General features: G+C 52.3%; 25 protein-coding genes. 9 read left to right on the forward strand and 16 right to left on the reverse strand.

Translation table 11 applies throughout. The features are described 5' to 3' along the window. Nucleotides 1–34 precede the first annotated feature (34 nt). Genes fliS through ACTG2S_RS09660 form a run of 3 tightly spaced genes read left to right on the forward strand, consistent with a single transcriptional unit; the run spans nt 35 to nt 2,830 of the window. Entirely contained in the window at nt 35–448 is a 414-nt protein-coding gene (gene fliS / locus ACTG2S_RS09650; protein ID WP_265775768.1) for a flagellar export chaperone FliS, read from the forward strand. Continuing rightward, complete coding sequence (locus ACTG2S_RS09655; protein ID WP_265775767.1) at nt 445–741, forward strand: hypothetical protein; 297 nt, start codon at nt 445–447, stop codon at nt 739–741. The genes fliS and ACTG2S_RS09655 overlap by 4 nt, the downstream gene beginning before the upstream one ends. 7 nt (nt 742–748) lie before the next feature. Continuing rightward, entirely contained in the window at nt 749–2,830 is a 2,082-nt protein-coding gene (locus tag ACTG2S_RS09660) for a motility associated factor glycosyltransferase family protein (protein ID WP_265775766.1), read from the forward strand. A gap of 33 nt (nt 2,831–2,863) precedes the next feature. On the opposite strand, the gene ACTG2S_RS09665 is transcribed toward ACTG2S_RS09660, so the two are convergent. The 14 genes from ACTG2S_RS09665 to ACTG2S_RS09730 all read right to left on the reverse strand — a co-directional run bounded on the left by ACTG2S_RS09665 (nt 2,864) and on the right by ACTG2S_RS09730 (nt 16,032). After that, complete coding sequence (locus ACTG2S_RS09665; RefSeq protein WP_265775765.1) at nt 2,864–3,430, reverse strand: GNAT family N-acetyltransferase; 567 nt, start codon at nt 3,428–3,430, stop codon at nt 2,864–2,866. Between the two features lie 9 nt (nt 3,431–3,439). Next, nucleotides 3,440–4,495: a pseudaminic acid synthase gene (gene pseI, locus ACTG2S_RS09670; protein ID WP_265775764.1), complete on the reverse strand. Its 1,056-nt coding sequence runs from the start codon at nt 4,493–4,495 to the stop codon at nt 3,440–3,442. Nucleotides 4,496–4,518: 23 nt separating this feature from the next. Beyond that, nucleotides 4,519–5,199, reverse strand: coding sequence for a methionyl-tRNA formyltransferase (locus tag ACTG2S_RS09675; protein WP_265775763.1), 681 nt, complete (start codon nt 5,197–5,199; stop codon nt 4,519–4,521). Further along, nucleotides 5,200–5,880: a PIG-L deacetylase family protein gene (locus ACTG2S_RS09680; RefSeq protein ID WP_265775762.1), complete on the reverse strand. Its 681-nt coding sequence runs from the start codon at nt 5,878–5,880 to the stop codon at nt 5,200–5,202. It lies immediately after the preceding gene. Further along, on the reverse strand, nt 5,870–7,330 hold the full coding sequence (locus tag ACTG2S_RS09685; RefSeq protein WP_265775761.1) for a GNAT family N-acetyltransferase: 1,461 nt from the start codon (nt 7,328–7,330) through the stop codon (nt 5,870–5,872). Before ACTG2S_RS09685 ends, ACTG2S_RS09680 begins: the two co-directional genes overlap by 11 nt. Further along, nucleotides 7,331–8,620 carry an aminotransferase class III-fold pyridoxal phosphate-dependent enzyme gene (locus ACTG2S_RS09690; protein ID WP_439982399.1) on the reverse strand — a complete coding sequence of 430 codons (1,290 nt, stop codon included), beginning with the start codon at nt 8,618–8,620 and terminating at the stop codon, nt 7,331–7,333. Further along, nucleotides 8,617–9,372, reverse strand: a complete 756-nt coding sequence (locus tag ACTG2S_RS09695; RefSeq protein ID WP_265775759.1) for a glycosyltransferase family protein — start codon at nt 9,370–9,372, stop codon at nt 8,617–8,619. Before ACTG2S_RS09695 ends, ACTG2S_RS09690 begins: the two co-directional genes overlap by 4 nt. Next, nucleotides 9,369–10,214 carry an aldo/keto reductase gene (locus tag ACTG2S_RS09700; RefSeq protein WP_265775758.1) on the reverse strand — a complete coding sequence of 282 codons (846 nt, stop codon included), beginning with the start codon at nt 10,212–10,214 and terminating at the stop codon, nt 9,369–9,371. The genes ACTG2S_RS09695 and ACTG2S_RS09700 overlap by 4 nt, the downstream gene beginning before the upstream one ends. Continuing rightward, nucleotides 10,205–11,347 carry a UDP-4-amino-4,6-dideoxy-N-acetyl-beta-L-altrosamine transaminase gene (gene pseC / locus ACTG2S_RS09705; protein WP_265775757.1) on the reverse strand — a complete coding sequence of 381 codons (1,143 nt, stop codon included), beginning with the start codon at nt 11,345–11,347 and terminating at the stop codon, nt 10,205–10,207. The genes ACTG2S_RS09700 and pseC overlap by 10 nt, the downstream gene beginning before the upstream one ends. Next, nucleotides 11,344–12,348, reverse strand: coding sequence for a UDP-N-acetylglucosamine 4,6-dehydratase (inverting) (gene pseB, locus ACTG2S_RS09710; RefSeq protein ID WP_265775756.1), 1,005 nt, complete (start codon nt 12,346–12,348; stop codon nt 11,344–11,346). Before pseB ends, pseC begins: the two co-directional genes overlap by 4 nt. A gap of 105 nt (nt 12,349–12,453) precedes the next feature. Beyond that, nucleotides 12,454–13,287: a cobalamin-binding protein gene (locus ACTG2S_RS09715; protein WP_265775755.1), complete on the reverse strand. Its 834-nt coding sequence runs from the start codon at nt 13,285–13,287 to the stop codon at nt 12,454–12,456. Beyond that, complete coding sequence (locus ACTG2S_RS09720; RefSeq protein WP_265775754.1) at nt 13,280–14,242, reverse strand: cobalamin biosynthesis protein CobD/CbiB; 963 nt, start codon at nt 14,240–14,242, stop codon at nt 13,280–13,282. The genes ACTG2S_RS09715 and ACTG2S_RS09720 overlap by 8 nt, the downstream gene beginning before the upstream one ends. Then, entirely contained in the window at nt 14,239–14,931 is a 693-nt protein-coding gene (gene mtnN / locus ACTG2S_RS09725) for a 5'-methylthioadenosine/S-adenosylhomocysteine nucleosidase (protein ID WP_265775753.1), read from the reverse strand. Before mtnN ends, ACTG2S_RS09720 begins: the two co-directional genes overlap by 4 nt. A gap of 168 nt (nt 14,932–15,099) precedes the next feature. After that, on the reverse strand, nt 15,100–16,032 hold the full coding sequence (locus ACTG2S_RS09730) for a ZIP family metal transporter (RefSeq protein WP_265775752.1): 933 nt from the start codon (nt 16,030–16,032) through the stop codon (nt 15,100–15,102). Between the two features lie 387 nt (nt 16,033–16,419). On the opposite strand from ACTG2S_RS09730, the gene ACTG2S_RS09735 reads away from it, so the two are divergent. Continuing rightward, a complete protein-coding gene (locus ACTG2S_RS09735; RefSeq protein ID WP_265775751.1) occupies nt 16,420–18,051 on the forward strand; it encodes a methyl-accepting chemotaxis protein in 1,632 nt (543 codons plus the stop codon). Between the two features lie 406 nt (nt 18,052–18,457). Here ACTG2S_RS09735 and suhB read toward each other — a convergent pair whose 3' ends face one another. After that, on the reverse strand, nt 18,458–19,261 hold the full coding sequence (gene suhB / locus ACTG2S_RS09740) for an inositol-1-monophosphatase (protein ID WP_005352992.1): 804 nt from the start codon (nt 19,259–19,261) through the stop codon (nt 18,458–18,460). A 199-nt stretch (nt 19,262–19,460) separates the two neighbouring features. On the opposite strand from suhB, the gene ACTG2S_RS09745 reads away from it, so the two are divergent. The 3 genes from ACTG2S_RS09745 to emrD all read left to right on the forward strand — a co-directional run bounded on the left by ACTG2S_RS09745 (nt 19,461) and on the right by emrD (nt 22,206). After that, a complete protein-coding gene (locus ACTG2S_RS09745; RefSeq protein ID WP_265775750.1) occupies nt 19,461–19,916 on the forward strand; it encodes a hypothetical protein in 456 nt (151 codons plus the stop codon). A 168-nt stretch (nt 19,917–20,084) separates the two neighbouring features. Continuing rightward, nucleotides 20,085–20,747 (forward strand): glutathione S-transferase family protein, encoded by a 663-nt coding sequence (locus ACTG2S_RS09750; RefSeq protein ID WP_265775749.1) that lies wholly within the window; start codon nt 20,085–20,087, stop codon nt 20,745–20,747. A 262-nt stretch (nt 20,748–21,009) separates the two neighbouring features. Then, on the forward strand, nt 21,010–22,206 hold the full coding sequence (emrD, locus tag ACTG2S_RS09755; RefSeq protein WP_265775748.1) for a multidrug efflux MFS transporter EmrD: 1,197 nt from the start codon (nt 21,010–21,012) through the stop codon (nt 22,204–22,206). A gap of 84 nt (nt 22,207–22,290) precedes the next feature. Here the strand turns inward: emrD and ACTG2S_RS09760 are convergent, their stop codons facing one another. After that, nucleotides 22,291–23,199, reverse strand: coding sequence for a LysR family transcriptional regulator (locus tag ACTG2S_RS09760; RefSeq protein WP_265775747.1), 909 nt, complete (start codon nt 23,197–23,199; stop codon nt 22,291–22,293). A 161-nt stretch (nt 23,200–23,360) separates the two neighbouring features. Between ACTG2S_RS09760 and fdhD the strand changes: the two genes are divergently transcribed. Further along, on the forward strand, nt 23,361–24,167 hold the full coding sequence (gene fdhD, locus ACTG2S_RS09765) for a formate dehydrogenase accessory sulfurtransferase FdhD (RefSeq protein WP_164979941.1): 807 nt from the start codon (nt 23,361–23,363) through the stop codon (nt 24,165–24,167). Beyond that, complete coding sequence (locus ACTG2S_RS09770; RefSeq protein ID WP_265775746.1) at nt 24,154–26,445, forward strand: FdhF/YdeP family oxidoreductase; 2,292 nt, start codon at nt 24,154–24,156, stop codon at nt 26,443–26,445. The genes fdhD and ACTG2S_RS09770 overlap by 14 nt, the downstream gene beginning before the upstream one ends. The last annotated feature ends 78 nt before the right edge of the window (nt 26,446–26,523 follow it).

Genomic DNA, 26,523 nt, shown 5'->3' on the forward strand with positions numbered 1-26,523 from the left:
TATCTGTGACTCTTGTAATATAAATGAGGTTGTTATGTATCATAAGAGCATAAAAGCATACACCAGTCAAAATCTGCAGGCAGAGATGGCTGTTGCCGACCCTTATCGAGTTATCCAGCTGATGTTGCAAGGTGGTATAGAGCGGTTATCACAGGCCAAAGGTGCGATAGAACGCAAGGACTATGAGGGAAAATCCATCGCTATTTCCAAGAGCTTAGCAATTATCAATGGATTACAAGATGCCTTGGACCTTTCATATGGAGATATACCAGAAAATCTTTTTGCTTTATATGAATATATGAAATCTAGATTATTTGATGCTAGCCGAGATATGGATTCAGCACCTGTTGATGAAGTTGCTATTTTGCTTGGGACCATAAAAAGTGCATGGGATATAATACCTGTGGATGAGCGAGCTAAAGCATTAGCTCAGCAGGCATCATTATGAGTGATGTGCAACATCTCCTTAATCTAAGCAAGCTGTTAGAATCAGCAATAAAATCCAGAGATTTACAATCTGCGCATGAGTTAGTGGAGCAACGTCTTTTATTATTGGATGATATATATCATGCTAAAAAATACTCACAGGAGCTGGTTAATACAGTAAGTATTATTTTGAAGAATGAGCAAATCCTCATGGAAATGATTTTAGATGAAAAAGATGAGATAAAGAAAAAACTACTATCAGTTATTGCTTCAGATAAAGCGAGTCAGTTATACAAGTCTCATTCTAAAAAGTAGGGTGAAAATGGATTTCCAAAAAAGCATTAGTGAAGTTGAAAAAGAAGTTGCGCGTCTAAAAATTCAGAGTGAGCAAGAAAAGGCAATGATTGATGTGCTACCTATTCGTTTTGATAAAAACATGGAAGCATTTAAAAGATATATGCCAAGGATATATGAGCAGTTTAAAAATTACAAGTCGGATAGAGCATTTAGATTTTATTGCAATGAGAATGGGGTGCCAAACTTATTGTGGCTGGATGATAATATATCGTTGTATGGGCATGATCCGTTTTTGGAATGTAAAGCGCAGGTAGATAGTGTTTTACATTCCAATGATGCAATTCAGACAATAGAATTTTCTAGTGAAGATAATCCACTTGATTTTATTCATGTTAATTATATGAATGAAATGCTGGAGCAGCAATATTTGTTGGCAGATAGACTTATTCCTATCTCAAAGGCTGGTGATGTCATCCCGCTCGTTATTATGTTTGGTGTCGGGTTGGGATATCAGATTTCATATCTATTTGAACAGTGCCAGCCAAAGGTTTTCTTTATCGTTGAGCCAGATCTAGATTTGTTCTATGCTTCAATTTTTACTTTTGATTGGTTTTCTTTATTTGAATATATTGACAATGCAAATCTTAATATCCACATCTTTCTTGGTCAGACAAATGACGAAATAATAAACGATATAGCACCTGCTATGGCGAAATTTGGTTCATATTTGGCGGCAGCTAGTATCGGATTTTGGCATTATAGAAGTGAAAAAATAATTGATTTAATAAAGAGAGTAAAGCAAGAGTTTTTTATATTAGCTAGCGGTTGGGGTTTTTTTGATGACAATATAATCGCAATGTCACATTGCATCGAGAACGTTAAAAATAATATCCCGTTTTTGGTGAAAGATAAGTATGTTGATGAAAAATGGAAAAATATACCAGTTTTTATTGTTGGTAATGGCCCATCTCTCGATAATTCAATTGATACTCTAAAATATCTACATAATAATGTAATTATTATCAGTTGTGGCAGTGCACTTTCAGCATTGCATAGAGCTGGAATAAAACCAGATATTCATGTTCAGGTTGAGCGAACCAAACTTGTCCCCGACACACACGCTTTATTAAATGATGATAATTATTTACGAGATATATTATTTCTTAGTTTGGATGTTATTCACCCTGATTGCATGATGCAGTTTGATAAGGTTGGATTAGCATTTAAGTTATTTGAGCCAGGTTCATTTATATTAAAACGTGATTTTGAGATTGCCAGATTGCGCGACACGCTCAGAGCTGCGAACCCTCTTGTTGGAAATACGGGGTTAGCAACAGCATGTCGACTCGGATTTGAAAACATTTATCTTTTTGGTATAGATAATGGTTATATCAGTGATCAGCACCATCACTCCAAACTAAGCTTTTATTTTGATGATGATGGAAAGTCAAAAGAGAAGCTCTCTCTATTGATTACGCAAAAAAGCAAGCATCTTGTACCTGGTAATTTTGGTGGAGATGTTGAAACAACGAACATGATGATTAACTCTAAGCTGGTAATGGAAAATTTGATAAAGGTATATAAGCAGGTTGATATATTCAATTGTTCAAATGGTGCAGAAATTAAAGGGACAAAACCGACAAGAATCAGTGATATCATTATAGATAGGCTTATTATTGATAAAGATGAATTAAAATCACATATCATAAATGATATCTATCAGCCAATGAATATTTCAACAGAGGATTTTGTTGGTAGGATAAATAGTGAATTTTTCGATGAGTTGATCGATAAAATGGTGTCAGAATGGGAAAGCGACTTTTCCTCTCGAGAGAGCATATTGCAGTGTATGATGAGACAGTATGAGTATATGTCGGCTATTCGAAATAGTGAATATAACCATATATATCGGTGTGTTATTGGTTCGTTATATTATTCATATAGCGTTATTTTGTCTACTTTGTACCGGTATGAAGAGTCTGCAGATCTATATAAGACAATCAATCTTATGATTTTTATTATGAGACAGTACTTTATTACCATGAAAGAAAAATATAAGAATGCAGTAACAAGCATAGATAATAAACAGCACGGATTACTAGATTGAGAATGAGGTGCAGCCCTATCTTGGGCTGCATTTTTATTCTTTGATATGGGTATTGAACTTGCTAAGCAAGACAGCTGATGTCCAACCGGTCGATGTTTTAAAATGACCTAGTGTTTCGCTTTCAATAGTGAATCCATTTTTAATAAAGGCATTGATGGATGCATGATTGTCGCCATATGCACCCGCTGTAATTTTGTGTATATTAAGCTGCGAAAAACAATAATCGGTTGCTATCTTGATGACCTCTGTTGCAATACCTCTTCCCCAATAATTTTTATCTCCTATCATTATTCCTAGCACGATGCTGCTATTTTTTTTGTCAATGATTGATAATTTCACATTTCCAATGTGTTTATTTTCTGTAAGGTCAATAATAGCCCAAAAAAGACCTTCTCTATGGTTTTCCATATAATAGTTGGTTAGTTTTTCGATATCCCACTTAATAAATCTAGACTCAAGATAACGATTTACTTCTGGATCATTCAGCCATGAGCAGTAAGTGTTATTAATATCTGATAGTTCAAGTCTTCTAATGCCAATTACAATTTTTTTTTGATGTGAACTAATTTCACTTGAAAGTATGATATTAGAATTCATCATATCAACCCTCTATTTTGAAATTTTCAAGTCAGAAAAACAGACTGCTTTACCTCGATGAATATCATGGAGAGTTGTTTTTCCCAATACTTGTGGCAATGATTCAGGTGGCAACCCATAACCTGGCCGGATCCGTCGAATGTGTTCTGGCTTTATGGTGGTGCCCGCAGGAATGTCGGTAACAAAATACAAAGAACGACGAAATCTCAGGTTTGCCTGTTCAGCCTGGTTGCCACCACTTTCTCCTGACCCCAACGCTTGCCAGCAGAGTTTTGCCTGGCTGCAGAGCTCTTTAAGTTCACGTGGTTCAAGTGAGAACTCGGCATCCGGGCCGCCATCAGCGCGAGCCAAGGTCAGGTGTTTCTCGATGGCCACAGCGCCCAATGCTATTGCCAGCTGAGCGGCGGTATTTCCCAGCGTGTGATCAGAGAGACCAACGGGTACTGAAAATGTCTCTGCCAAGCGGGTAATCCGCTTGAGATTGATATCAGCAAGAGGGGTTGGGTAGCCACTGACACAATGAAGCAGCAGGATCTGTGAGCAACCATTTTCACGTAAAACGGCTAGGGCTTGGGCAATCTCATCTTGAGTAGACATACCAGAAGAGATAATGACCGGCTTTCCTTTTTGAGCTATGTAGCGGATCAGGGGAAGGTCAGTGATCTCGAATGAGGCAATTTTGTACGCAGGAGTACCTAACTCTTCAAGAAAATCGACAGCACTCTCGTCAAACGGGGTGGAAAAGATAGTCAATCCGCGTGACTTTGCCCGCTCAAAGATAGGTTGGTGCCATTCCCAGGGGGTATGGGCCAAGTTATAGAGATCGTAAAGGGTATGGCCATCCCACAAACCGCCCTGAATATGAAAATCTGGCAGATCACAGTCGATTGTCATGGTGTCGGCGGTATAGGTTTGCAGCTTGATAGCATCAGCACCCGCATTGGCTGCTGCATCTACGAGTGCTAAGGCTCTTGCCAGTTGACCATTATGGTTTCCTGAGAGTTCTGCGATGATATATGGAGGCATATTTAAGCCAATCACACGGTCATTGATAGTAAAATTATTCATAATGGATACCTCTAAAAACACCATTAAGTGGATGTTTTTCTTTGTATGCGTACATGTGCATCTATATATCCAGATAATCTCATCGATGGGTGCGAGAAAGTCAACCTATAATCACCAATGTCAATATATGCTGGAGGATAGCCATCAACATCTAAGATCCTGATCTGGTCAAAAATATACTCAATATTATAATTCATATCTAGTCTACTTTGCTCCTTGCTCCTTCTTTTAAATATTACAACATCCCCATCTTGTGGTTGTGGAATGGGTAGTTCAACCAGTAAGCTATTCATCATAGAGATTATAGTTTTATATATTCTGCGGAAAACCTCTTCACCTCCACCGAGAAGAGATACTTCTTTTCGCAGATATACCGGGCCAGCATCTAACTGTTTGGTCATTTTAAGAGCCACAACTTGAGTAGATTTATGCTGATTCAATACCATATTCTGTATGGGACTGCCGCCTCTGCCATAGGGTAAAGGGGTGCTATGAAAACATATACATATGAATTCATCTATGTACTCATCAGGAACAACCCAAGACCAATGTGGAAAGAAAATTAAATCGATATCTTTTTTCGATAGCAAAAATAAATCATCTGGAGATTTTAAAATATAACTTGCATTATTAATCAGTTCAGGTGATATCTCATTGAGTTGATGCCAAAAATGGACACTTTTACAAGCAATTGCATACTTCATTTAAAATGCCCTCGATTTAATTATTTCAAAAGCTTCTGAATAATTAAACCCAGCTTGAGAACCTCTGGTTTTATTAAGGTTTTTGATGGAGGAAATAGACCTTGGATGTGGTGTGTCTCTCATTTCCATTAAATAGCATTCTAATGCTTTAACCTTTTTAGAAATAAAGTCGTTAATATTCACATATAAGTTTGGACTAAATGGTTTAATTCCCCACTCTGTTGAGGATGCAACCTCATAAGCCCTAATCTCTTGCCATATTTCATTAGGTTGAGGCCGAAAAGCAATTAGTGTTGCCTCATGGACTCGCCTATGATCTATATTAAGGTCAGCAGATGAATGAGTATATATAACATCTGGTGAAATAGTTATTTTGGTTTCTTCTATATATTTTGCTAAATCTAACAGTGGTATGGTATCAAGCATATTATCTGGATATTGTCCCTTTCGCACCCATGTAAAACCAAGGATGTTAGCTGCCATGTCAGATGCTATTTCTCTATCACGAGATAAAATGTCATGGTCTTGAATGTTATCTCTTGAACTAATACCATTGGTAAATGATAATCCGTAAACTTTATCACCTTGGCTAATATGCTTTGCAATGGTTCCACCACACCCAATGGTTTCATCATCTGGGTGTGCGGATATCACCAAAATAGTTTTTTTATTATGTATCATTCTCTATTTCCTTCCTTAGGATTGACATTTCAATAATGCCATCCTTTATGCTATCTTCAGTAAAATTATTTTTATAATATAAGCTTAAAGCCCTGTGGTTTGTAATTTTAACGTTTAATTTTAGTTTTTCAAACTTAGCAATATTAAACGCTATATGTTTTGCTGCAGATAAAATATGTTGACCAAATCCAGACCATTTATCACTTGGATGTCTATAAATATCTAACCAAGCTTCTTTTTTTATCCAATTTATTTCACGTAAAGCAGTAGAACCGAAAATTATGCCTTCATAAAATATTGCATAGTTAATGTCAAATGGTTTGTTTATTTGTGATTTGATGAATTTAAAATGGGATGACTTTGATATTCTCTTTGCATTAATCATCTCCTTACGTACGCTAATCTTATTCCTAATAGATAACACTTTAATTTTGTCGGCTGTTGATAGTTGAGTAAATGGTACTAGTGTGAGCTCATTATAAGTTAAAATAGTTGACATTCTATAATAATCAAAAATAAGCTTAGAGAGTTGAGTTGCACCATCACAAAGATTGTATTTCTTCATTCTTTCAATGTAACCGCATCTTACATCATGATCATTTATATTTGACAGTCTTGAGTATATTTTATTGGTTATATTTTTATGATTCCAGTCATCCACCACTTCAAATAAGTTATAATGAGATATGTTATCCAATTGTAAGGATTGATTGTTGGCGGTTTTTATAATGATGGATGGTAGTAAGCATGCAATAAGCTCAAAAATAGTTTGTCCTGCTGCGCAAATAGATATATCGCATTGACGCATCAATTCGGCCATTTTATTGGCGCTAATGTGTGAGTAGTAGGTACAGTTATAGTAATGTTCACTGTGTGAATTTGCTATGATATGTAATTGTGCGCTAGGGTATGCTTCTCTAAGTATATCTACTATACGGGGGGTGATATTTATAATATCTGTTCCACCGATCATAATTAGAATGTTGTTGATAATAGAGTTTGATATTTTATTTTTAGTAGTAAGAAACTCTGGTCGAATTGGTTGCCAATATGAACCCATTAGCCAATAGGATGAACTTTTAATAAAAGGAGTTGAGTTTGATTGTGGATGTATTACAACCCCATTTGGATACGGTAGACGAAAAGTGTCATCGAGATATATTGTTATTCTGAATGATGACGATATTTTTCTTAGCTGTGGTAATGATGTGCAGTAACTATCTATCAGCGCAATATCTAGACTAAATGACTCTGTAGTATTTTCGTATTGCCATCGTTTCCATATGACAGGTTTATTATCGATAAACTGCCTTGCAATTGAATCTCCATCAATCACCCACTGAACCTTGCCACCTAGTTTTTCCCATGCAGTAGCATATGAAGAACATCTACTTAGGTGTCCTAAGCCTCTCTGCTGATCACCTTCTGTAAAAATCCACATCGTAATCATTCAGCGCACCTTGAATACAGGCTGGATCTGTTTGCCATCAAGTTCTGCGGTAAGGGTTTTGTCGTGATCGTAAGCAATGAGTTTTGGCAGTATGTCGCGATAGGCTGCCAGCAGAACGGCCACATCCTGTTCGCTATGGGCCAGATTCATATTGTGACTGCCAAGGGTGAGGATCCCCCGCTTGCACAACTCCTGGATCAGATAGCTCTTGAGCAGCCAGGTAGAGTGGTTTACTGAATCCGCAACCAGCAGAAAGCTCCAGCTCGGGTGTCCGGCGGTGTGAAGCCAGTCCGGGGAATCGATCTCTTTTAGCAAGCTATCGAGCCCATCCAGTACCTGTTGTCCCCGCTCTGCGAGCCTCTTTGGTACATCCAGTCGCCGCATCTTTTTGATGACGGCGTTGGCCGCAGCGAGGGCAATTACATCCCCGCCGAAGGTGCCGGAGAAGAAGATATCTTCCATCCGTTTCATATATTGGCGGCGGCCAACAACGGCGGAAATCGGGAAACCATTGGCCATGCCTTTGCCGAACGCAGCAAGATCCGGCGTCACACCAAAGAGGCTCTGTGCCCCGCCCAAGTGGTAGCGAAAACCGGTAATGGTCTCATCAAAGATGAGTAGTGCGCCATGGGCATCGCAGAGTTGGCGCAGACTAGGCAAAAAATCTGGGGTTGGCCAGGTTACATTCATCGGTTCCAGAATGACGGCTGCAAACTCGCCCGGGTGAGCTTCCAGCAGGCACTGCAGCGAGGCAAGATCGTTGTAGTCAAATCTGTGGGTCAGCTCTCTCACGCACTCGGGGACCCCCAAATGGCGGGTGGTTGAGCCGATGTACCAGTCTTGCCAGCCATGATAGCCACAGACGGCTACCCGCTCGCGGCCTGTGACTGCTCTGGAGAGCCTGATACAGGCTGAGGTAGCATCAGTCCCATTTTTGCCAAAGCGAACCATTTCGGCGCAGGGGATGAGCTCAATGAGCTGTTCAGCGACTTCAGTCTCCAGCCGGTGGGGAAGGGAGAAGATCGAGCCAAGACTGAGTTGCTCCATTACCGCTTCATTCACATCCGGATCGCAATATCCAAGACTGATGGCCAGTAGGCCGCTGGCAAAATCAAGATACTCGTTGCCATCTACATCCCAAACATGCGCCCCATTGCCGCGCTCGATAAAGAGTGGGGCGGCGCCATAGGGGAAACAGAGGCGACTTTTGGAGAAGGTTTGGGAGCCGAGTGGAATGCTCTGTTCCGCACGTGCCGAGAGAGCAAGTGAATGTTGATAACGTGAGGTCATATATGATTCTCCTTGGCCAGCGAATTAGCCAATCCTTCGTTGCGCTTGTGCTGGGTATTAAGTGTTGTCAGCTCCGGCTGCTGCGATAGCAGGGCGAGGATATCGTCGGTCGTAAAGGTTGGGTTGGCAGGGTAGAGAGCCTGATAAATTCGCTCTACCAGTTCAAAGTCGGCAGGCTCATCGACAGTCCAGCGCAGGTGGGCCAGCGAAGGCGAGCGCTGCAGTTCGCCGATAGAAAACTGTTCGGAATGACAGCGAACGTAATAGGTGACATGTTCCCGTTCGGTCTGCGTGGCGGCCTTTTCCTGCAGGGTTGCCAGAGTCGCTCCACTCATGATCTCGGCATCTAGCCCATCCGGATAACTGGGATTACCGCAGTTGCTGCTGTAGTCGAATTTGCCCGAGAGATGGAGGGCTATCAGCTCGTCTATTACCATAGGGTCTGCCAGTGGGCAGTCACCGGTGAGACGCACAACATGGGTCGGACTGTAGGGTTGGGCCGCCAGATAGAAACGCAGCAACACATCGTCAAGAGGACCGCAAAAACAGGGGATATTCAACCTCTCGCACAGCTCGGCAATGGCGCGATCTTCCGACTGATCGCTGGTGGCAACCAGCAGCTTGTCCAGTAGCTTGCTCTGTTGCAACCGTTCAATCTGCCTTGCCAGCATGGGTTTGCCCAGCAGTTCCTTTAGTACCTTGTTGGGCAGGCGGGAAGAACTGGTTCTGGCCTGCAGAATACCCAAGATCATCGTGTTCTCCAGAGTCCGGGGTTGATAAGTTCCTGTTCCATAGACGCCAGGTGTGCGATATCGGCCTCGTAGCACTCGTGCTGTACTTGACTGGCCGCAACGATGGCGGCCAGCTCTTGGGCACGACAAACACCGACAACAAAGCGGCTTACCTGTGGTAGGGCTGTCATGATGGAGAGGGCTTTGCCAAGCGGGGCCACCGAGGGATGCCAGTGGTCAAACCGTTCAAGTGCGGTAGCGAAACGCTGAAAATAGTCAGGTCGCTGCGCTGGTTGCATCAATAACAGGCCCTGTAAAAAGAGCGAACGAACATGGATTTCACACCCCATATCTACCAGTTTGTCGAGCCATCCAGTGCGTAAAAAGCGTTGATCGAGCAAATTGGCAGGTAATTGCACCAGTTCCAGAGGATAGCCAGCTGTGCTCCAGGTATCGAGCTCCTCCGGGGAGTAGACGGAGATCCCGAGTTTTCCGATCGCGCCCTGTTGCTGCAAATCGGTGAGTAACTCGAACAAGGCAGGTGAGGCATCTTGGCTACGGTGCAGCAGCAAACCATCGAGCCGTTTTCGCCCCAGCCAATGCAAGCTGTTGTTGAGCGCTGCCTTAACATCGGACTGCGGTAGCCCTGGTGCCAGCTTGTCGATGAGAGTGAAGCCGGTGATATCTCTTTGCCCCAGCCTCTGCTCGGCATTGCCATAGGCTTGCGCCGTATCCAGGGTATCGATACCTGCTTGACGAGCTAACGCAATGATCGCGTCGAGTTCCTCATCGCTGACTTGTCCGTCGTGATTGCTGATCCCGTAATCCAGACCGAATTGCACTGTGCCCAGAGCTAGCCGCATAGTGCCTGCTCCAGCGCATCTACGATCTGTTGCTGCTCTGAGAGAGTCAGAGCCGGGAACAGTGGAAGAGAGATTGCTCCCTGATAGTAGGCTTGTGCGCCCGGATAGGCTGCTGGGTCATGTCCCAGCCCACGGTAGTAGGGCTGGGCTGGGATAGGAATATAGTGAACGTTGACGCCAATGCCGGCAGCACGCATGCGGGCAAACACCTGATCGCGTTCAGCCACCTGAATGACATAGAGGTGATAACCGCTCTGGCGATTATTACTCTGCTGCAACGGCTGGACTGGCAAGAGGGATAACAGCGCGTCATATCGCCTGGCAAGTTCACGACGCTGGGTAATGAACTGATCAAGACGGCTCAACTGACTCAGCCCTAGTGCCGCCTGAATGTCGGTCAAGCGATAGTTGAAGCCCAGAAGTTGTTGCTCGTAATACCATTCTCCGGGAGAGGGCATGAACAGCGCTTGCGGATCGCGAGTGATTCCATGGCTGCGATAGAGTCGCAATTTGTCGGCCAGCACCTGATCCCGGGTGGTGACAGCGCCTCCTTCTGCGGTTGTAATCGGTTTGACCGGATGAAAGCTGAAGACCGTCATATCGCTGTGACGGCAACTACCGATAGGTGACCCCTGATAGTGTGCACCCAGTGCATGGCAGGCATCCTCTATCAGAAAGATTCCGTATTGGCTACAGAGCGCACCGATCTCTTCGAGATCGCAGGGCTGTCCGGCCAGATGTACAGCAATCAGCGCTTTCGGAAGGGCGTGGGTGCGCATAGCTTGCTGCAGTTTCTTATCCAGTGTCAATACATCGAGGTTACCGGTAGCAGGGTCAACGTCGACAAAATCAACGTTGGCATTGCAGTAGCGAACGCAGTTCGCCGAGGCAACAAAACTGACCGCAGAAACCCAAACTGTATCTTTGGCGCCAATATCCAGTACTGCGCAGGCCAGATGAAGCGCAGTGGTGCCGTTACTGCAAGCAACCACATGTGGCACTTGGCAGTAATCGGCCAGTCCTTGTTCAAAAGCGGGAACGGCTTGGCCTTGGGTCAGATAATCAGATTTCAGTACGGCAACGACGGCTTCTATATCGGCATCGCTGATCGATTGGCGGCCATAAGGGATCATTCGGACAATACCTGCTGGTTCATGCTCTGTAGTTCGGCTATCGACAGAAAGTGCTGATTATTTAGGGAATTGTATTCAAAGCCCGGTGCAACCAGTGTGGCTGTTTCACCCAGAGAATTAACGCTGAAATCATTGTTGCGGCTGGTGAAACTGATGCTGGGTGCAATCACGTAGTAATCGTTGAACTCATAAGTGTGGAAAGAGTCGTCAGCCGGACACATCACCTCGTGCAGCTTCTCCCCCGCACGGATGCCGATGATCTCCTGCTTAAGGGTCGGAGCCATGGCTGCCGCCAGATCGGTGATCTTGACCGACGGGATTTTCGGCACGAACAGTTCGCCACCGCGCATACGCTGGAAGTTGCTAAGAACAAAATCTACGCCTTGCTGCAAGGTCAGCCAGAAGCGGGTCATCTCGGGGTGGGTGATAGGCAGCGTACTGGCGCCGCTCTTGATCAGATTGTCGAAGAAGGGAACTACTGAGCCCCTTGAGCCGACCACGTTGCCATAACGTACCACCGAGAAGATGGTCGGGTTCTTGCCCGCCATATTGTTGGCGGCGACAAAGAGCTTGTCAGAACAGAGCTTGGTTGCCCCGTAAAGGTTGATCGGGTTGGCAGCCTTGTCGGTTGAGAGTGCAATGACCTTCTGCACGCCATTGTTGAGAGCGGCCTTGATGACGTTTTCGGCTCCTCCAACGTTGGTCTTGATGCATTCCATCGGGTTGTATTCGGCAGCTGGCACTTGCTTGAGCGCAGCGGCATGCACCACAAAGTCGACGTCGCGCATCGCCATGTCGAGGCGCTCGGCATCGCGAACATCGCCGATAAAATAGCGCATGCAGGTATGGTTGAAACGCTGCTGCATTTCAAACTGCTTGAGCTCATCACGAGAGTAGACGATCAGTCGTGCCGGTTGGTAGCGGGATAGCACGGTTGCGATGAATTTTTTGCCAAATGACCCTGTGCCACCGGTAACCAGGATTGTTTTTCCATTAAACATGACGGTGTCCCATGATGAAGATTGGTATCTATGGAATTCTAAAGCACTTTTTATGCCATTTGCAGACGTAAATTGGAAGGCGTAATCTGAATGGCTGTTTTTTGGCTATTTGTTGCTGCGTTGGGCAATGGCTCGGCAAGCCTGCTCCACTGCATTGAGGGCTCTTGGCGTGAAACGGTGCAGCTCATCCGAGTTGATCAAATCGAGTCGCTGATGCTGCACCGCGTCGAGATTAGGCCACTTCAGCCAGTGACGCAGAGCGTCAGGATCTTGACTCCCTGCCAGGATCAGCGATGGGTTGGCTCTGATCACCTGTTCCATGTCCACTTGAGGGTAAGGGGTCTTGGCATTCGCCATGATGTTGATCCCGCCGCAGAGTTCGATGGCCTGAGCGGGCCAGGCATTGCCACTGACGCTGGTGAGCGGTGGGTACCAGAGCTGGTAGAACACCTTGACACCGGTTGGTTGGCCATAGCGCTGTTGCAGGGAATGCAGGCGCGCCAGATAGCGATCGGCGGCTTCGTTGGCGCTCTTTTCCACCCCCAGTAATTTGCCCAGCGCCCGCATCTCGGTCGCCAGCGAGGCAAAATCGGTAGGCTCAGAGTAGAAAACCGGGATACCCAGCTGCTCCAGCGGGGTCAGCATGCGAGACTGGGCCGAGCGCCAGCCGAGGATCAAGTCCGGCTTTTGCGCCAGCAGGGCCTCCACATTGATGCTGCGATAATTGGCCACCTTGGGCTTGTTTTTCACTTCTGCGGGATAGTCGGAGGCATCGTCGATGGCGACCAGCTTGTCACCGGCACCGATGTCATAAAGCAGCTCGGTAAGATGGGGCACCACGCTCACCACCCGGCTCGGAGTGGCTGCCTGCAGCGCAGCGGGCAACCAGGCAAGCAACACGCAGGGCAGCCAGACAGGCAATCGCAACCATCTAAGCATGAAATAACCCCGCCACAGTGACAAGCAGCGCCAGTATCAACCAGCCCCAGCCGCACCCTTGCAGAATGTTGAGCACCTTGCGCGGTGTCTCGCTATCTGGCTCAGCACCAGTGCCGATGACGGGCCAGCGCTGGAGAGTCCCCTGATAGTAGCGAGGGCCACCAAGGCGGATCCGGCACTTATCTACCAGCAGAGTGAGCAGCATCCCCATGACGGGATAGGGCCAGAGCGCACCATTGCGCAGCAGCTGTGCGGCCTGTTTGAGACGGCTTGCCAGCAGTGGCAGCCCCAGCAGCAAAATGACGGAGGCATTGAGCCCCTGATAGAGGGCGCTGGCGGCGCGACCAAAGTGGTCGAAGGCGGGATCTTTGCGACTCCAGCTCTGATTCATCAGCTGCACCAGCCGCCAGAGCAGGGCGCCCTGTACGCCAGCCAGGGCAAATCCCAGCAGCGGGCCAGCCCATTGGCCGACCAGACGCAGAGCGCAGCTCTCCGTCACTGCTTTGGCGAGCCCCATGGTCGAGAGTTTACCGGTCTCCCGCTTAAGCCAGGGCGCCGCCTGCAATCTCGCCAGCGGCAGGGTCTCCTGCGTGGCGAGCGAGTGAGTGGCATGGGCGAGTTCGCGCAGTGGGCGGAATTCGAGCATCAGCAGCAGGAACAGCAGGTCGAAGATCGGCTCGCTCAGGGCTAGATTGCGCAGCGACCAGAGCCCGGCAGCGCAGGGGAGCCAGACTACCAGCATTGCCAGCAGTCCGGCCTGCATTTGTTGGCCGGGTGAACCATCAGGTCTGTGTACCTTGTGCCCAAGCCGGGTCAGCAGGGGCGTGACGGCCGAAAGACGCAGATGGGAAGGCCACGGGATCACCGCCTCCAGCAGGGCAGCACCTACCAGAATGGCCGCCGTCGTCGAGAGGAGGGCGTCGGCCATCAAATCAAGCGAGCCGGTTTCGATCACAGTTTGCCGAGCATCTTGATAATCACTTCGGCGGAGTGCTTGCCGGCCACTTCGATGAAGGCATCGAAGGATTCAACCTGTTCCTTGCCGGCGATATCGGACATGGCGCGTACCACCAGATAGGGCACTTTGAACATGTGGCACACCTGACCGATGGCGGCACCTTCCATCTCGACCGCCAGCATCTGCGGGAAGTCGTCGCGAGCCTTGGCGATGGCGTCCGGTTTGCACATGAACTGATCGCCGGTGCAGATAAGGCCAACCTTGGTCTGGTGCTTGCCCTGCTCGGTGATGCAATCCTGAGCGACCGCGATGAGCTTCTCGTCGCAGGGGAAGGCGGCGGGTTGCTGCGCCATCTGGCCCATCTCGTAACCAAAAGCGGTCACGTCGACATCGTGGAAACGCATCTCGCTGGCGATCACCACATCACCGATATGCAGATCCTGGGCAAAGCCGCCCGCAGAGCCGGTATTGATGACGCAGTCGGGGGCAAATTTTTCCAGCAGCAGGCTGGTGGCCACGCTGGCGGCGACCTTACCGATACCGGAGCGGGTCAGGATCACCTCTTTGCCTGCCAGCTCCCCTTGATAGAACTCGCAGCCGCCCAGTTGCAGGGTGGTGGGGTTGCTCATCTGGCTGCGCAGCAGGGCTACTTCTTTCTCCATGGCGCCGATAATACCTACTTTCATTGCTGACCTCGTCTTGATAGCCGTGTGGCTGAATTTAAGTTGCTGTAGATCATAACAAAAGATGGCGTCGGCGCCGAGAGGCACAAGCGAAAGGAGAGATGAAACGCGGCGATCCATATGGAAGCGCCGCAGGTGACAAAAAGCATTGATGAGGAGGGGAGAAGGCCTTTAGCCGAGCGCGGTATCGAGGGTCATCATCAGGGCAAAGCCTGCCATCAGGCCAAGGGTGGCATAGGTCTGGTGACCGTTGCGGTGGGTCTCCGGGATCACCTCGTGCGAGACCACAAACAGCATGGCGCCGGCGGCGAGTCCTAGTCCGATAGGGTAGGCGATGGCAAGGCCGCTGGAGAGCCCCACTCCGAGCAGGGCGCCAACCGGTTCGAGCAGGCCGCTGGCGATGGCAACCAGCACGGCGACAGAGGGGCGAAAACCGGCGGCGCACATGGCCAGCGCCACCGCCAGCCCTTCGGGAATATCCTGCAGTGCGATGGCGGTGGTGAGCGGCAGCCCCACCGACATATCCCCCTGCGAGAAGCTCACCCCGATGGCCATCCCCTCCGGCAGATTGTGCAGGGCGATGGCAAAGACGAACAGCCAGACCCGGGAGCAGCTCTCGTGGCCGGGACCGCAGGGGCCGGTCTTGTCATGCTCGTGGGGGGTGAACTGATCCAGTCCCAGCATCAACAGCACCCCGAGAGTCATGCCGACCACCACCACGGCAGCGGCGCTAAAGCCGTTGCCGGTGATCCCCTCGGCGGCCTCCAGCCCCGGCAACAGCAGGGAGAAGGCACTGGCCGCCAGCATCATGCCGGCGGCAAAGCCCAGCATGGTGTCCTCTACCTTTTGCGGTACCGAGCGCAGAAACAGAGCGGGCAGGGCGCCGAGGGCGGTGGCGGCAAACCCGGCGGCACCACCGATCAGGCCGTAGCGCACGCCGCTGGTCACCTCGCCGGTAGCGAGCATGATGAGACTCTGCAACAGCAGCAACAAGACGGCAGCCAGCGCGATAAAGAGACCGAGGGCGGTAAGTGGCCGCGCCTGCAGTTGTTCACGCAGCTGGGCAGACCAGGTTGAAGCGGGCAGATACGAGCTGTTATCCATAAACAGGGCCTCTTGTTACAGCAAATGGTTACAACGAAGGGGGATGGGGCTCCGCCATCGGATTATGTTGGTCATTACAACGAGTTGATGGCTCCTTGTCCATGCCACTGCCTCGATTGCATTTATCGGTTAACTATTTGAAATGATTTGGTCGCTATAAATATTTTGTGATGAATGTCGGGTTGTGAAGGAAATCAGCTTGCATTCATTTGGTGAAATCTGGTGAAAGATTAGGCGATATTGTGATAGAGTTCGCGCCTCGCGAAATCGTCCTTCCCCCGCTTTCGCAACCTTCCATCTCCCGTCAGGAATGGCCGGGATCAGCTCATACGGATGTGATCGCTACTGTTTACCTGCTTGTCAGCAGTTGAGGATCAACAGCCAATCATGTTTTACAAGAATCTCTCCATCGGCAAAAAGATTGCTGTGGTTTTTGCGGTTATTGCCGCAGTCAACGTCGTCTTCGGTGTTTTTCTCTCCAGTGAATTGCGCGGCGTGCGCGATCGGGTGCTGAATTTTACCGACTCCACTTTGCCGAGCGTGCTCTCGGTCGAAACCCTGCTCTACGACGTCTCTTATGTACGTCGGGCCCAGTTTGCCCTGCTGATGGTGGATGATGCCGCCGACTTGCAGGCCCGTCGTGGCCGCATTCAGGAGAATATTCGCAAGGTTGACGAGGCATTTCGTGCCTACGAGGCGACTGTGGGTGCCGACAACGAGCGACAGGTGTTTAACCAAGCCAAACAACAGTGGCTCACTTATCAACGTTCGGTAAACGAGTTTGATATGCTGCTGGTGCAGGGCCAGCACGAGCAGGCCAAAACCCAGCTGTTTGCTTCCAACCCGCTTTTCGGGGCACTGGAGCAGGCGGTCAACTCGCTGATCCAGGTGAACCTCGGTTTCGTCAAAGAGAACCGTGGCAGCCTGCTTGGCAGCGTCAGCATGGTAACCACCTTCGCCATGGTGAGCATCGGTGCCCTGCTGGTGTTCATGGTGGTGATGACCTGGTTCCTGACTCGCCAGATCTGCCTGCCGCTGCAAGCCGTAGTGGCTCAGGCCAACGCCATTGCCGCCGGCGATCTGACCCATCAGCTGGAGCGTCAACATATCGGCCGCGACGAGCTGGGCATGCTGGCCAAAGCTTCTCTCAAGATGCAGGACAACCTGCGCGGTCTGATTGAAGAGGTAGTGGCTGCTGTCACCCAGCTTGGCACTGCCATCGAGGAGGTGAGCGCCGTCTCCGAGCAGTCCGCCAAGGGCATTCAGAGCCAGCAGCAGGAGATCTCGCTGGTGGCGACCGCCATGACCCAGATGAAAGCGACCGTTGCTGATGTGGCGAGCAATACAGAGCACACTTCTGAGTCTGCCAGTGCGGCTAATACCTTAACCCGCAAAGGTAATCAGGATGTGCAGCGTTCGCTGGTGGCGATCACCCGTGTGGCGGAAGAGATTGAGCAGGCTGGCACGCTGGTGGCCGAACTGGAGCGTGAATCCGCCCAGATCAACGTAGTGGTCGATGTCATTCGCAGCATTGCCGATCAGACCAATCTGCTGGCTCTCAATGCCGCCATTGAGGCAGCCCGTGCCGGTGAACAGGGCCGTGGCTTTGCGGTGGTTGCCGATGAGGTGCGCACCCTGGCGGGCCGCACCCAGGCCTCTACCGGCGAGATCGTCGCCATCATCGAAACCCTGCAGTCTCGCGCCAATCAGGCCAAAGAGGTGACCGGGCTGAGCTGTGACATGATCCGCCAGTGCGTAACCCAAAGCGAGCAGACCGGTACCGGTATCCAGCAGATTGAAGAAGCGGTGGCGCAGATCGCCGATATGGCGATCCAGATTGCCAGCGCCTGTGGTGAGCAGGATGCGGTGTCTGATGAGCTGAGTCGCAATGTTGAGCGGATCAACGAGTCCGCCAATGAGGTTGCTCTGGGCGCCGATCATACTGCCCGCGCGTGTTTGGAGCTGAGCCAGCTGGCGGTGGGTCTGAAACAGACCATCGGGCGCTTCCGTCTCGCCTGATAAGGGGGCTGGTGGCGTACACCGGCCTCTTCATTCAGAAAACTCGGGGGCTTTGCCTGCCCCCACGACACCCGGCCATGTGCCGGGTGTTTTTTTATCTGGCGATGGGTTCGGGCCTGATGGTTGGGGCTCTTCATAACAGGATGAAGGTCAGGGCGAACAGGGCGGTCAGATGATTATCCCGGCCTGTGCGCGGTGATATTCAAGAAGGTTGGTTAAAGCGTATTTGCTAACGAGAGAAGGGCGACGAACGGTTTTGGGGATGGGGAACGGGGCGAGCGGTTGGGGTGTGCGCTACGGGGAAGAAGAGCATAAGCAGTTGGTTGGAATGCCCGAACAGGGCATATCGCAGCAATAAAAAAACCGGCTTGCGCCGGTTTTTTTATCTGTCTGCTCGAAGGCTGGCTTATTTAGCTAGAGACTCCGGCAGCTCTTCGCGGATCTTGCCCAGCATCTCTTTCAGGACACGCGGGTTGGCAACCACGATGTTGCCGGAGTTTTCGTAGTTGTGACCACCTACGAAGTCGGTGACGATGGCGCCAGCTTCTTTGGCCAGCAGTTCACCGGCAGCGGTGTCCCAGGGCTTGAGGCCGATTTCCCAGAAACCATCGACGCGACCGGCAGCCACGTAGGCCAGATCCAGTGCGGCAGAGCCGGAGCGACGGATGTCGGCACATTCGATGAACATGCTCTGGAACATTTTCAGGTAGGACTCGATGTGGTGCTTTTGTTTGTAGGGGAAACCGGTAGCCAGTACGGTGCCAGCCAGCTCTTTGGCTTTGCCGACACGGATACGGTAGCCGTTCAGCTGGGCGCCGCTACCACGGGTAGCAGTAAACAGCTCGTCACGGATGGGATCGTAAACAACGGCTTGTTCAGTCTTGCCCTTGACGCGTAGGGCGATGGAGACCGCAAAGTGCGGAATGCCTTTGACAAGGTTGGTCGTGCCATCCAGTGGGTCAATGATCCATTGGTAGTCCGGATTGGTACCGGCAATCTCACCAGACTCTTCAGCAACAATGCTGTGCTCCGGGTAAGATTTTTTGATGGTGTGAATGATGGCCGCTTCGGCTTCACGGTCAACGTTGGTCACGAAGTCATTGCTGCCTTTTTGGATAGCCTCAATGTTCTCGGGCTGGGAGAAGGCTTTTACTACAACTTGACCGGCGTTGCGCGCAGCGCGCACGGCGATATTCAGCATCGGATGCATAGGTTCACCACTGGATGTTAAAGAACGGGGGATAAAAGGACGCGGTATGATACCAGTATTTTGTGCGATGGCAACTGTTATCACCCTACGACCAATTGATTACCACTGCCAGATTTGACGGCTCCAATATAGACCAGATCTGCGCTAGTCTTATCCCAGCAGCCGGATACAGGCTGTCATGAGCATAGGGATGTGAACCATGAATTTGTCATTAGTGAGTCAGAACGTGTCAGCGGCCAGCGAGGGACTGCTGGCCATCTTGCGGTCATCACCCGAGTATGGTGATCACTTTGCCCACATCACCGTGCCCCCCCTGGCCCAGTGGCAACCGGCCAAGACGGAGGCGGCGATCCTGCTGATCGACGGCGATGCGCCCTGGCAGGATGCCGGATTTGCCCGGGGAGAGGATGAGACGATCGGTTTGCCGGTCTTGCCGCTGTTGATCCGCAAGGGAGACAAGGCGCTGACGGTCTGCGGGCCGGATGTGCGTGACCCCCGTTTCTATTTTGTCTCAAACGGCATCGTGCTGGATGAGTCGGAGCTGGTCGAGCCTGCCTGCAGCCGGGTGCTGTTGCGCAAGCTGGAGTCCTACTTCCCGCTGCTTTCCCGCCTGATCATGCTGCGCCAGCGCAAGCCGGTCGCCGTGATCAACTAATATCAACCATTGCCAGAGCGCACCAGCGGCGCACCGTGGCCTTGTTTGGCCTACGGTGCGCCGCTTTTTAATGGTCTGGAGCCGGTCACTTGTTGCAAGATGAGGCGGCTATGGTGTTGCACCCTGTTCCAACCGTGCAATCTGGCTATGACCAACAAGGAGTGAATCATGATCGACTTTTACACCGCCGCGACCCCCAATGGTTTCAAAGTGGCGATCGCCCTCGAAGAGCTGGGTTTGCCCTATCGGGTCATTCCTCTCGATCTTTCGGCGCTGGATCAGAAGAAGCCCGAGTTTCTCGCCATCAACCCAAATGGCCGTATTCCGGCTATCGTCGATCGGGATAACGACGATTTCGCCGTATTCGAATCGGGGGCCATCCTCATCTATCTGGCGGAGAAAGCAGGCAAGTTGCTGCCCGCTGATCCCAAACGCTGCTCTCAGGCCATCCAGTGGCTGATGTTCCAGATGGGCGGGGTAGGACCCATGATGGGGCAGGCCAACGTCTTCTACCGCTATTTCCCCGAAAAGATCCCCGCCGCCATCGAACGTTACCAGAAGGAGGGACGCCGTCTGTTCGAGGTGCTCGATAGCCATCTGGCCCACCACGAATATCTGGCGGACGAGTACAGCATCGCCGACATTGCCACCTGGCCCTGGGTGCGTATTTATGACTGGAGCGGCATCTCCATCGAGGGGTTACCCCATCTACAAGCCTGGATGGATCGCATGGCAGAGAAACCTGCCTGCCAGAAGGGGATCACCATACCGCCACGCAAGGAGCAGCCCGATGAGCTGATCAAGCAGGCGCAGCAGATGGTAACACGTTGATTTTTAACTGCTGACGGGGCGTGCTGCCCCGTAATATTAGAAAAACTAAGGCAAGCCGATTATAAAGATTCGTTCGTTTTTTGTGAGCTGAATCACTATGATGCCCCCATACCACCAAGCGTCCTGTGCGGTGGTTTGGCGGGCTCCCCGCCTACTGTTTCCAACACTGTTTTTGATTGCATCACAGCCTCTGTGATCAGATTCCTCTGGGCCATTTTGTGCCAGAGGGGCGGCAGCATTTTTTCGATTTTTTGGGACTGATATGGATCGGCACAGTTTTTATCCGTTGTTTTTACTGACCATTCTGATGGTCGCTGTGGGCCAGATGACCCAGACCCTTTATGTTCCCTCCATTCCCATGATGGCGGGGGACTTCAATGTGGCCTCGGGCCAGTTGCAGGCGGTGATGGCCTGTTACCTGATCCCCTATGGCCTCTCCCAGTTTGTCTATGGGCCGTTGTCGGATCGTATCGGTCGTCGCCCGGTGCTGATCGTCGGCATGATGGTGTTTCTGGTGGGCACCCTGATCATTCAGGTCATCCCCCATTTTGCCGCCCTGCTGGTGGGTAGCTTTATTCAGGGGCTGGGTACCGGTGCCGGTGGCGCCATGAGCCGTACCGTGATGCGCGATCGTTACAACGGCGCCGAGCTCAACCGCGCTAACAGTCTGGTGAGCATGGGGGTGATCTTCTCCCCGCTGCTGGCGCCGGTGCTGGGGGGATGGCTGACCGAGCTGTTCAACTGGCGCGCCGGGTACTGGTTCCTGTTCGGTTTTGGTGCCGTAGCAACCCTGGCTATCATGGCCTGGTTTGGCGAGACTCTGCCTGCTGCTGCCCGTCAGCCACTGCGCGTCGGTGCTGCCTATCGTCATGTGCTGGGCAACCCCAAGTTTCAGGGCAACCTGCTTTGCCTGATGGCGACCTTTGCCGGTTTGGCAGTGTTCGAGGCTGCGGCCGGTGTGCTGCTCGGCGATGTGCTGAAACTGAGCGCCCATACCGTGAGCGTGCTGTTCGTGCTGCCGCTGCCCGGCTATTTGTTCGGGGCCTGGCTCTCTGCCAAGCTGAGCTTCCGTTTGACTCAGGGCAAGCTGATGCGTCTGGGCATCGCCTTTCTGGCTCTGGGGTCGCTTATCATTCTGGTGCCGGGGCTATTCGGGGTGGTGAGTGCCGCCTCGCTGGTTGGTGGTGCGGCTGTCTACTTCATCGGTAGCGGTATTCTCTACCCGACCGCCACCTCCTGCGCCATCGAGCCTTTCCCGGGTCAAGCCGGCACCGCGGGTGCCATTCTCGGCGGGATGCAGAATCTGGGGGCGGGTGTGGTGACCCTGCTGGCCGCCGGTTTCCCGATGACTGGACAGGTGACCCTGGGGGCCATCATGACCCTGATGGTGCTGATCGTGGCGCTGAGTTTTGTCTGGCTGCGCCACCACGGCTCGCCTCACGAGCAGATGGCGATTTGATGCCTGCGCTTGCTCTCTGAAAGCCCGCCTTCTGGCGGGCTTTTTCTTTGCCAGAACCGGATGAGGTTTACCGCTCGGCCTGCGTCAAGGCGCGTTTGCCGGTTCACCTTCTGCCACCAGTTCAAGAAAGGCACGCATGGCGGGGGTGATGCTCTGCTGGCGGGTCAGAAAGGCGGTATGGCCGATATTCTCCAGCGGAGCGAGTGGCAGGCAAACGAGGTCCGAGAGTTTGCTGGCAGAGCGGGCGAGGCCGGCGCTGACGATGGCCCAGCCCAGCCGGTGGCGTACGGCGCTGACCAGATGGAACAGCGAGTCGGTCTCCAGTACCACGTTAAGCGAGGTCCCCGCCAGCTCGGCGGCGCGATCCAGATACTGACGAAATTGCATGGTGCGGCTGGGCAGCACCAACGGTTGTTGCTGCAGTTCAGCAAGCGCAATATCGCCGCTGTGCGGGTATTGATCCGCTTCGTCACGGTTCATCAGCACCGCCATCTGGTTGGCGCCTTGCGGGTAGACATGAAAGGCGCGCCGGCCAGATCCGCCAACCGGTTCATCAAATCCCAGTCCGATATCGCACTGATGCAGCTCCAGCTGTGATAGCAGGGCTTCGTTGCTGAGCACCGACAGGCGAATGACGATGTCGGGATAGCGCTGCTTGCAGCGGGCGATAAACGGCATGATGTCGAGATTGGACTGGGGCACGATGCCGATACGCAGGGTGCCGGAGAGTTCGCCCTGGAACAGCGCCAGCTCTTGCTTGAGTGCCTCCTGTTCCAGCAACATCCGTTCGGCATACTGGCGCACCAGCTCGCCTGCCTCGGTCAGGGCGACAAACTGGCTGGTGCGTACCACCAGATCGGTGCCGACACTCTTTTCCAGCGCAGTAATGCTGGCCGAGAGGGTGGGCTGGGTGATGTGGCAGGCTTTGGCCGCTTTGGCAAAATGCCGGTGTTTGGCCAGCTCGTGAAAGTAGTGAAGTTGCTTGATGTTCATCTGGTTGTAGTGGAGGCAGTGGAACCGGCTATTGAAGAATTAATCAATTGAAAAAACATCTTCGATAGAGCAACTCTATCAGGATATAGATTTATTTCATTGGTTTTGCGTCAGTCGCCTCTCTAAACTTGAATGAAGTTTGCATTTTTAGGCCAACCTGCATGCCTGCCTACACGCCTGTCGACATCCCCGTCAATTTGCCTGCTTCGCCTTCACTGGATCATCTGGTGGAGGAGGTGGCCGTCGCCATCAACATCAATGGCATCAACCATGCGGTGATGATGGCGACCCCGGACGATCTCGACGACTTTGCTGTCGGCTTTCTGTTTGGCGAGGGGATCATCCGGCATAACCACGAAGTCCACGACATCCAGGTCGCGCCAGCCGAACAGGGTATTGTGCTGGATGTGACCATTGCCAACCGCTCCCTGGCTGCTTTGGCTGAGAACAAGCGTCGGCTGACCGGGGCAACTGGCTGCGGCATCTGCGGCGTAGCGGCGGTGGAGCAGGCGCTGCCCGCATTGCCGGTGTTGCCGCTGACACCGCCGCTGAATGGGGCCTTGCTGGCGGGGCTGCGTGCTCAGATCGCCCAGTGGCAGCTCAAGGGACAGCAACACGGTGCCCTGCATGCGGCGCTGGCGCTGGATGCCGAGGGCCGGATCCTCCACTGCCGGGAAGATATCGGGCGCCACAATGCCCTCGACAAGCTGATCGGCCTGCTGCTGCGTCAGCAAAGTGCGTGCGACACCCTGGTGGTGACCAGCCGCTGTGGCAGTGAGCTGGTGCAAAAAGCCGCCCGCTTCGGTGCCCGTCATCTCATCTGTCTGGCATCGCCCAGCCAGTTGGCAATCAGGCTGGCCCTCAAATACAACCTCAACGTCGTTCATATTCCCAAGTTTGATGCCCCGGTCAGCTATTCGAGCCATCGCCCGGCGGATCCCATCGGAGAGTGCCATGAGTCATATTGAAAAGCCCGCCAAAGCCGGCGGTTTTTCGTCCCTGCAATCCACCATGAAACAGGTGCTGCGCAGCCAGAAGACCCGTCAGAACATCAAGAACCTGCTGCGGGTCAACCAGACCGACGGCTTCGACTGCCCGGGGTGTGCCTGGGGCGACAACGACCACGGCACCTTCCAGTTCTGTGAGAACGGCGCCAAGGCGGTGGCATGGGAGTCTACCGGCAAGACGGTGGGGGCCGAGTTTTTCGCCGCTCACTCGGTGCGCCAGCTGGCCACCCAGAGCGACTACTGGCTCGAGTATCAGGGGCGGCTGACCGAGCCGATGCGCTACAACCCGGCGACCGATCACTACGAGCCGGTAAGCTGGGACGACGCCTTTGCCCTGATTGCCGACACCCTCAAGGGGCTGAATAGCCCGGACGAGGTGGAGTTTTACACCTCGGGGCGTGCCAGCAACGAAGCTTCCTACCTCTATCAGCTGTTTGGTCGCCTGTTTGGCACCAACAACTTCCCCGACTGCTCCAACATGTGCCACGAGGCGAGCGGGGTGGCGCTGATCCAGTCGGTCGGCATCGGCAAGGGCACTGTGGTGCTGGATGACTTCGACCAGGCCGATGCGGTGTTCGTCTATGGCCAGAATCCGGGTACCAACCACCCGCGCATGATGAATGCCCTGCGCCAGGCAGCGCGCGGCGGCTGCAAGATCGTCAGCTTCAACAACTTGAAAGAGGTGGCGCTGGAGCGCTTCGCCAGCCCGCAGAGCCCGCTTGAGCTGCTGACCCCGGCGGCCACCACCATCAGCCACCAATACCTGACGCCGAAACTGGGTGGCGACATGGCCGCCATGCGTGGCATGGCCAAGTACATCCTGGAAGAGGTGCCGGAGGCGGTGGATCGCGATTTCATCGCCCGCCACACCCGCCATTTTGCCGAGTACGAGGCGCAGGTGCGTGCCACCGATTGGGCGGCGATCGAGCAGCAATCCGGCCTGACTCGCGCCGACATCGTGCAGGCCGCCAGGGTCTTTGCCGCCAGCCAGCGCATCATCAGCTGCTGGGCCATGGGGGTGACCCAGCATCTGCACTCGGTCGATACCATTCGCGAAATCGTCAACCTGCACCTGATGCGCGGCCAGATTGGCAAGTCGGGGGCGGGGCTCTGCCCGGTACGGGGCCACAGCAACGTGCAGGGCAACCGCACCATGGGTATCAACGAAAAGCCGACCGCCGCCTTTATCGACCGGCTCGAGCGTCATCTGCAGGTGAGCCTGCCGCGGGCACGCGGTCACAACGTGTACGAAGCGCTCAAGGCGCTGGACGAGGGCAGGAGCAAGGTGCTCATCTGTTTGGGTGGCAACCTGGCTGCAGCGGCGCCCGACACCTACTTCACCTACGGGGCGATGAAAAAGGCCGAGCTCAACGTGCAGATCAGTACCAAGCTCAACCGCAGCCACTTGCAGGTGAGCAAGGCGGCACTGATCCTGCCCTGCCTTGGCCGCACCGAGCTCGATATCCAGCGCAGCGGCAACCAGAAGATCACGGTGGAGGACACCTTCAGCATGGTGCACGCCTCGACCGGCGCAGCCGAGCCGGTATCGCCCCTCTGCCTCTCCGAGACCGACATAGTCGCGCGGATGGCTCATGCCACTGTGGGCAGCGAGCGGGTCGACTGGCTGGCTTTGCGCGATGACTATGCTCGTATTCGCGATCTTATCGAGCAGACCATCGCCGGCTTTGCCGATTTCAATGCCCGCATCCAGCAGCCGTGCGGTTTTCATCTCGATAACTCCGCGGCGCTGCTGACCTGGAATACCGCCAGTGGCTGCGCTGAGTTTCGTGCCAGCACCCTACCGCAATCAGTGCTGCCGGAGTGTACCCGCCATGCCGAACAGATGAACGACCAGCCGGTGTTGCTGCTGCAGAGCTTGCGCTCCCACGATCAGTACAACACCACCATCTACGGCATGGATGACCGCTATCGCGGCATCAAGGGCCAGCGCAACGTGGTGTTCATGAACGAGGCGGATGCTCGCCAGCTTGGCTTTGCCGAAGGGGATCGGGTCGACATGGCGGCCATCTGCAACGATGGGCGCGAGCGAAGCGTGACGGGTTTTGTGGTGGTGATCTACGAGATCCCGCGTGGCAATATCGCGGCTTATTACCCAGAGACCAATCCGCTGGTGCCCATCGACAGTATCGGCGCCGGCTCGTTTACGCCGACCTCCAAGTCCATTCCGGTGCTGGTGACTGCCTCCCGCCAGCCGGAGAACCTGTTGCTGGTCAAATAAACGGACTAACGCGGCTGGCTGCACTAATACCCGCCTGCACAGTGAATGCGGAGATGCCCCGGGTGAGCTTTTCATCCG

This window comes from Aeromonas sp. 82P, from assembly GCF_051919365.1.
GTDB lineage: Bacteria > Pseudomonadota > Gammaproteobacteria > Enterobacterales > Aeromonadaceae > Aeromonas > Aeromonas veronii.

Coding starts and splice junctions, on each gene's coding strand:
- ACTG2S_RS09680 (WP_265775762.1), bottom strand. CDS start 5,880: ATGATACATAATAAAAAAACTATTTTGGTGATATCCGCACACCCAGAT.
- ACTG2S_RS09770 (WP_265775746.1), top strand. CDS start 24,154: ATGAGTCATATTGAAAAGCCCGCCAAAGCCGGCGGTTTTTCGTCCCTG.
- ACTG2S_RS09745 (WP_265775750.1), top strand. CDS start 19,461: ATGAATTTGTCATTAGTGAGTCAGAACGTGTCAGCGGCCAGCGAGGGA.
- pseC (WP_265775757.1), bottom strand. CDS start 11,347: ATGATCCCTTATGGCCGCCAATCGATCAGCGATGCCGATATAGAAGCC.
- pseB (WP_265775756.1), bottom strand. CDS start 12,348: ATGTTTAATGGAAAAACAATCCTGGTTACCGGTGGCACAGGGTCATTT.
- emrD (WP_265775748.1), top strand. CDS start 21,010: ATGGATCGGCACAGTTTTTATCCGTTGTTTTTACTGACCATTCTGATG.
- ACTG2S_RS09675 (WP_265775763.1), bottom strand. CDS start 5,199: ATGAAGTATGCAATTGCTTGTAAAAGTGTCCATTTTTGGCATCAACTC.
- mtnN (WP_265775753.1), bottom strand. CDS start 14,931: ATGAAAGTAGGTATTATCGGCGCCATGGAGAAAGAAGTAGCCCTGCTG.
- ACTG2S_RS09665 (WP_265775765.1), bottom strand. CDS start 3,430: ATGATGAATTCTAATATCATACTTTCAAGTGAAATTAGTTCACATCAA.
- ACTG2S_RS09700 (WP_265775758.1), bottom strand. CDS start 10,214: ATGCGGCTAGCTCTGGGCACAGTGCAATTCGGTCTGGATTACGGGATC.
- fliS (WP_265775768.1), top strand. CDS start 35: ATGTATCATAAGAGCATAAAAGCATACACCAGTCAAAATCTGCAGGCA.
- fdhD (WP_164979941.1), top strand. CDS start 23,361: ATGCCTGCCTACACGCCTGTCGACATCCCCGTCAATTTGCCTGCTTCG.
- ACTG2S_RS09660 (WP_265775766.1), top strand. CDS start 749: ATGGATTTCCAAAAAAGCATTAGTGAAGTTGAAAAAGAAGTTGCGCGT.
- ACTG2S_RS09750 (WP_265775749.1), top strand. CDS start 20,085: ATGATCGACTTTTACACCGCCGCGACCCCCAATGGTTTCAAAGTGGCG.
- ACTG2S_RS09695 (WP_265775759.1), bottom strand. CDS start 9,372: ATGATCTTGGGTATTCTGCAGGCCAGAACCAGTTCTTCCCGCCTGCCC.
- ACTG2S_RS09690 (WP_439982399.1), bottom strand. CDS start 8,620: ATGACCTCACGTTATCAACATTCACTTGCTCTCTCGGCACGTGCGGAA.
- ACTG2S_RS09685 (WP_265775761.1), bottom strand. CDS start 7,330: ATGATTACGATGTGGATTTTTACAGAAGGTGATCAGCAGAGAGGCTTA.
- ACTG2S_RS09735 (WP_265775751.1), top strand. CDS start 16,420: ATGTTTTACAAGAATCTCTCCATCGGCAAAAAGATTGCTGTGGTTTTT.
- ACTG2S_RS09760 (WP_265775747.1), bottom strand. CDS start 23,199: ATGAACATCAAGCAACTTCACTACTTTCACGAGCTGGCCAAACACCGG.
- ACTG2S_RS09655 (WP_265775767.1), top strand. CDS start 445: ATGAGTGATGTGCAACATCTCCTTAATCTAAGCAAGCTGTTAGAATCA.
- suhB (WP_005352992.1), bottom strand. CDS start 19,261: ATGCATCCGATGCTGAATATCGCCGTGCGCGCTGCGCGCAACGCCGGT.
- pseI (WP_265775764.1), bottom strand. CDS start 4,495: ATGAATAATTTTACTATCAATGACCGTGTGATTGGCTTAAATATGCCT.
- ACTG2S_RS09730 (WP_265775752.1), bottom strand. CDS start 16,032: ATGGATAACAGCTCGTATCTGCCCGCTTCAACCTGGTCTGCCCAGCTG.
- ACTG2S_RS09715 (WP_265775755.1), bottom strand. CDS start 13,287: ATGCTTAGATGGTTGCGATTGCCTGTCTGGCTGCCCTGCGTGTTGCTT.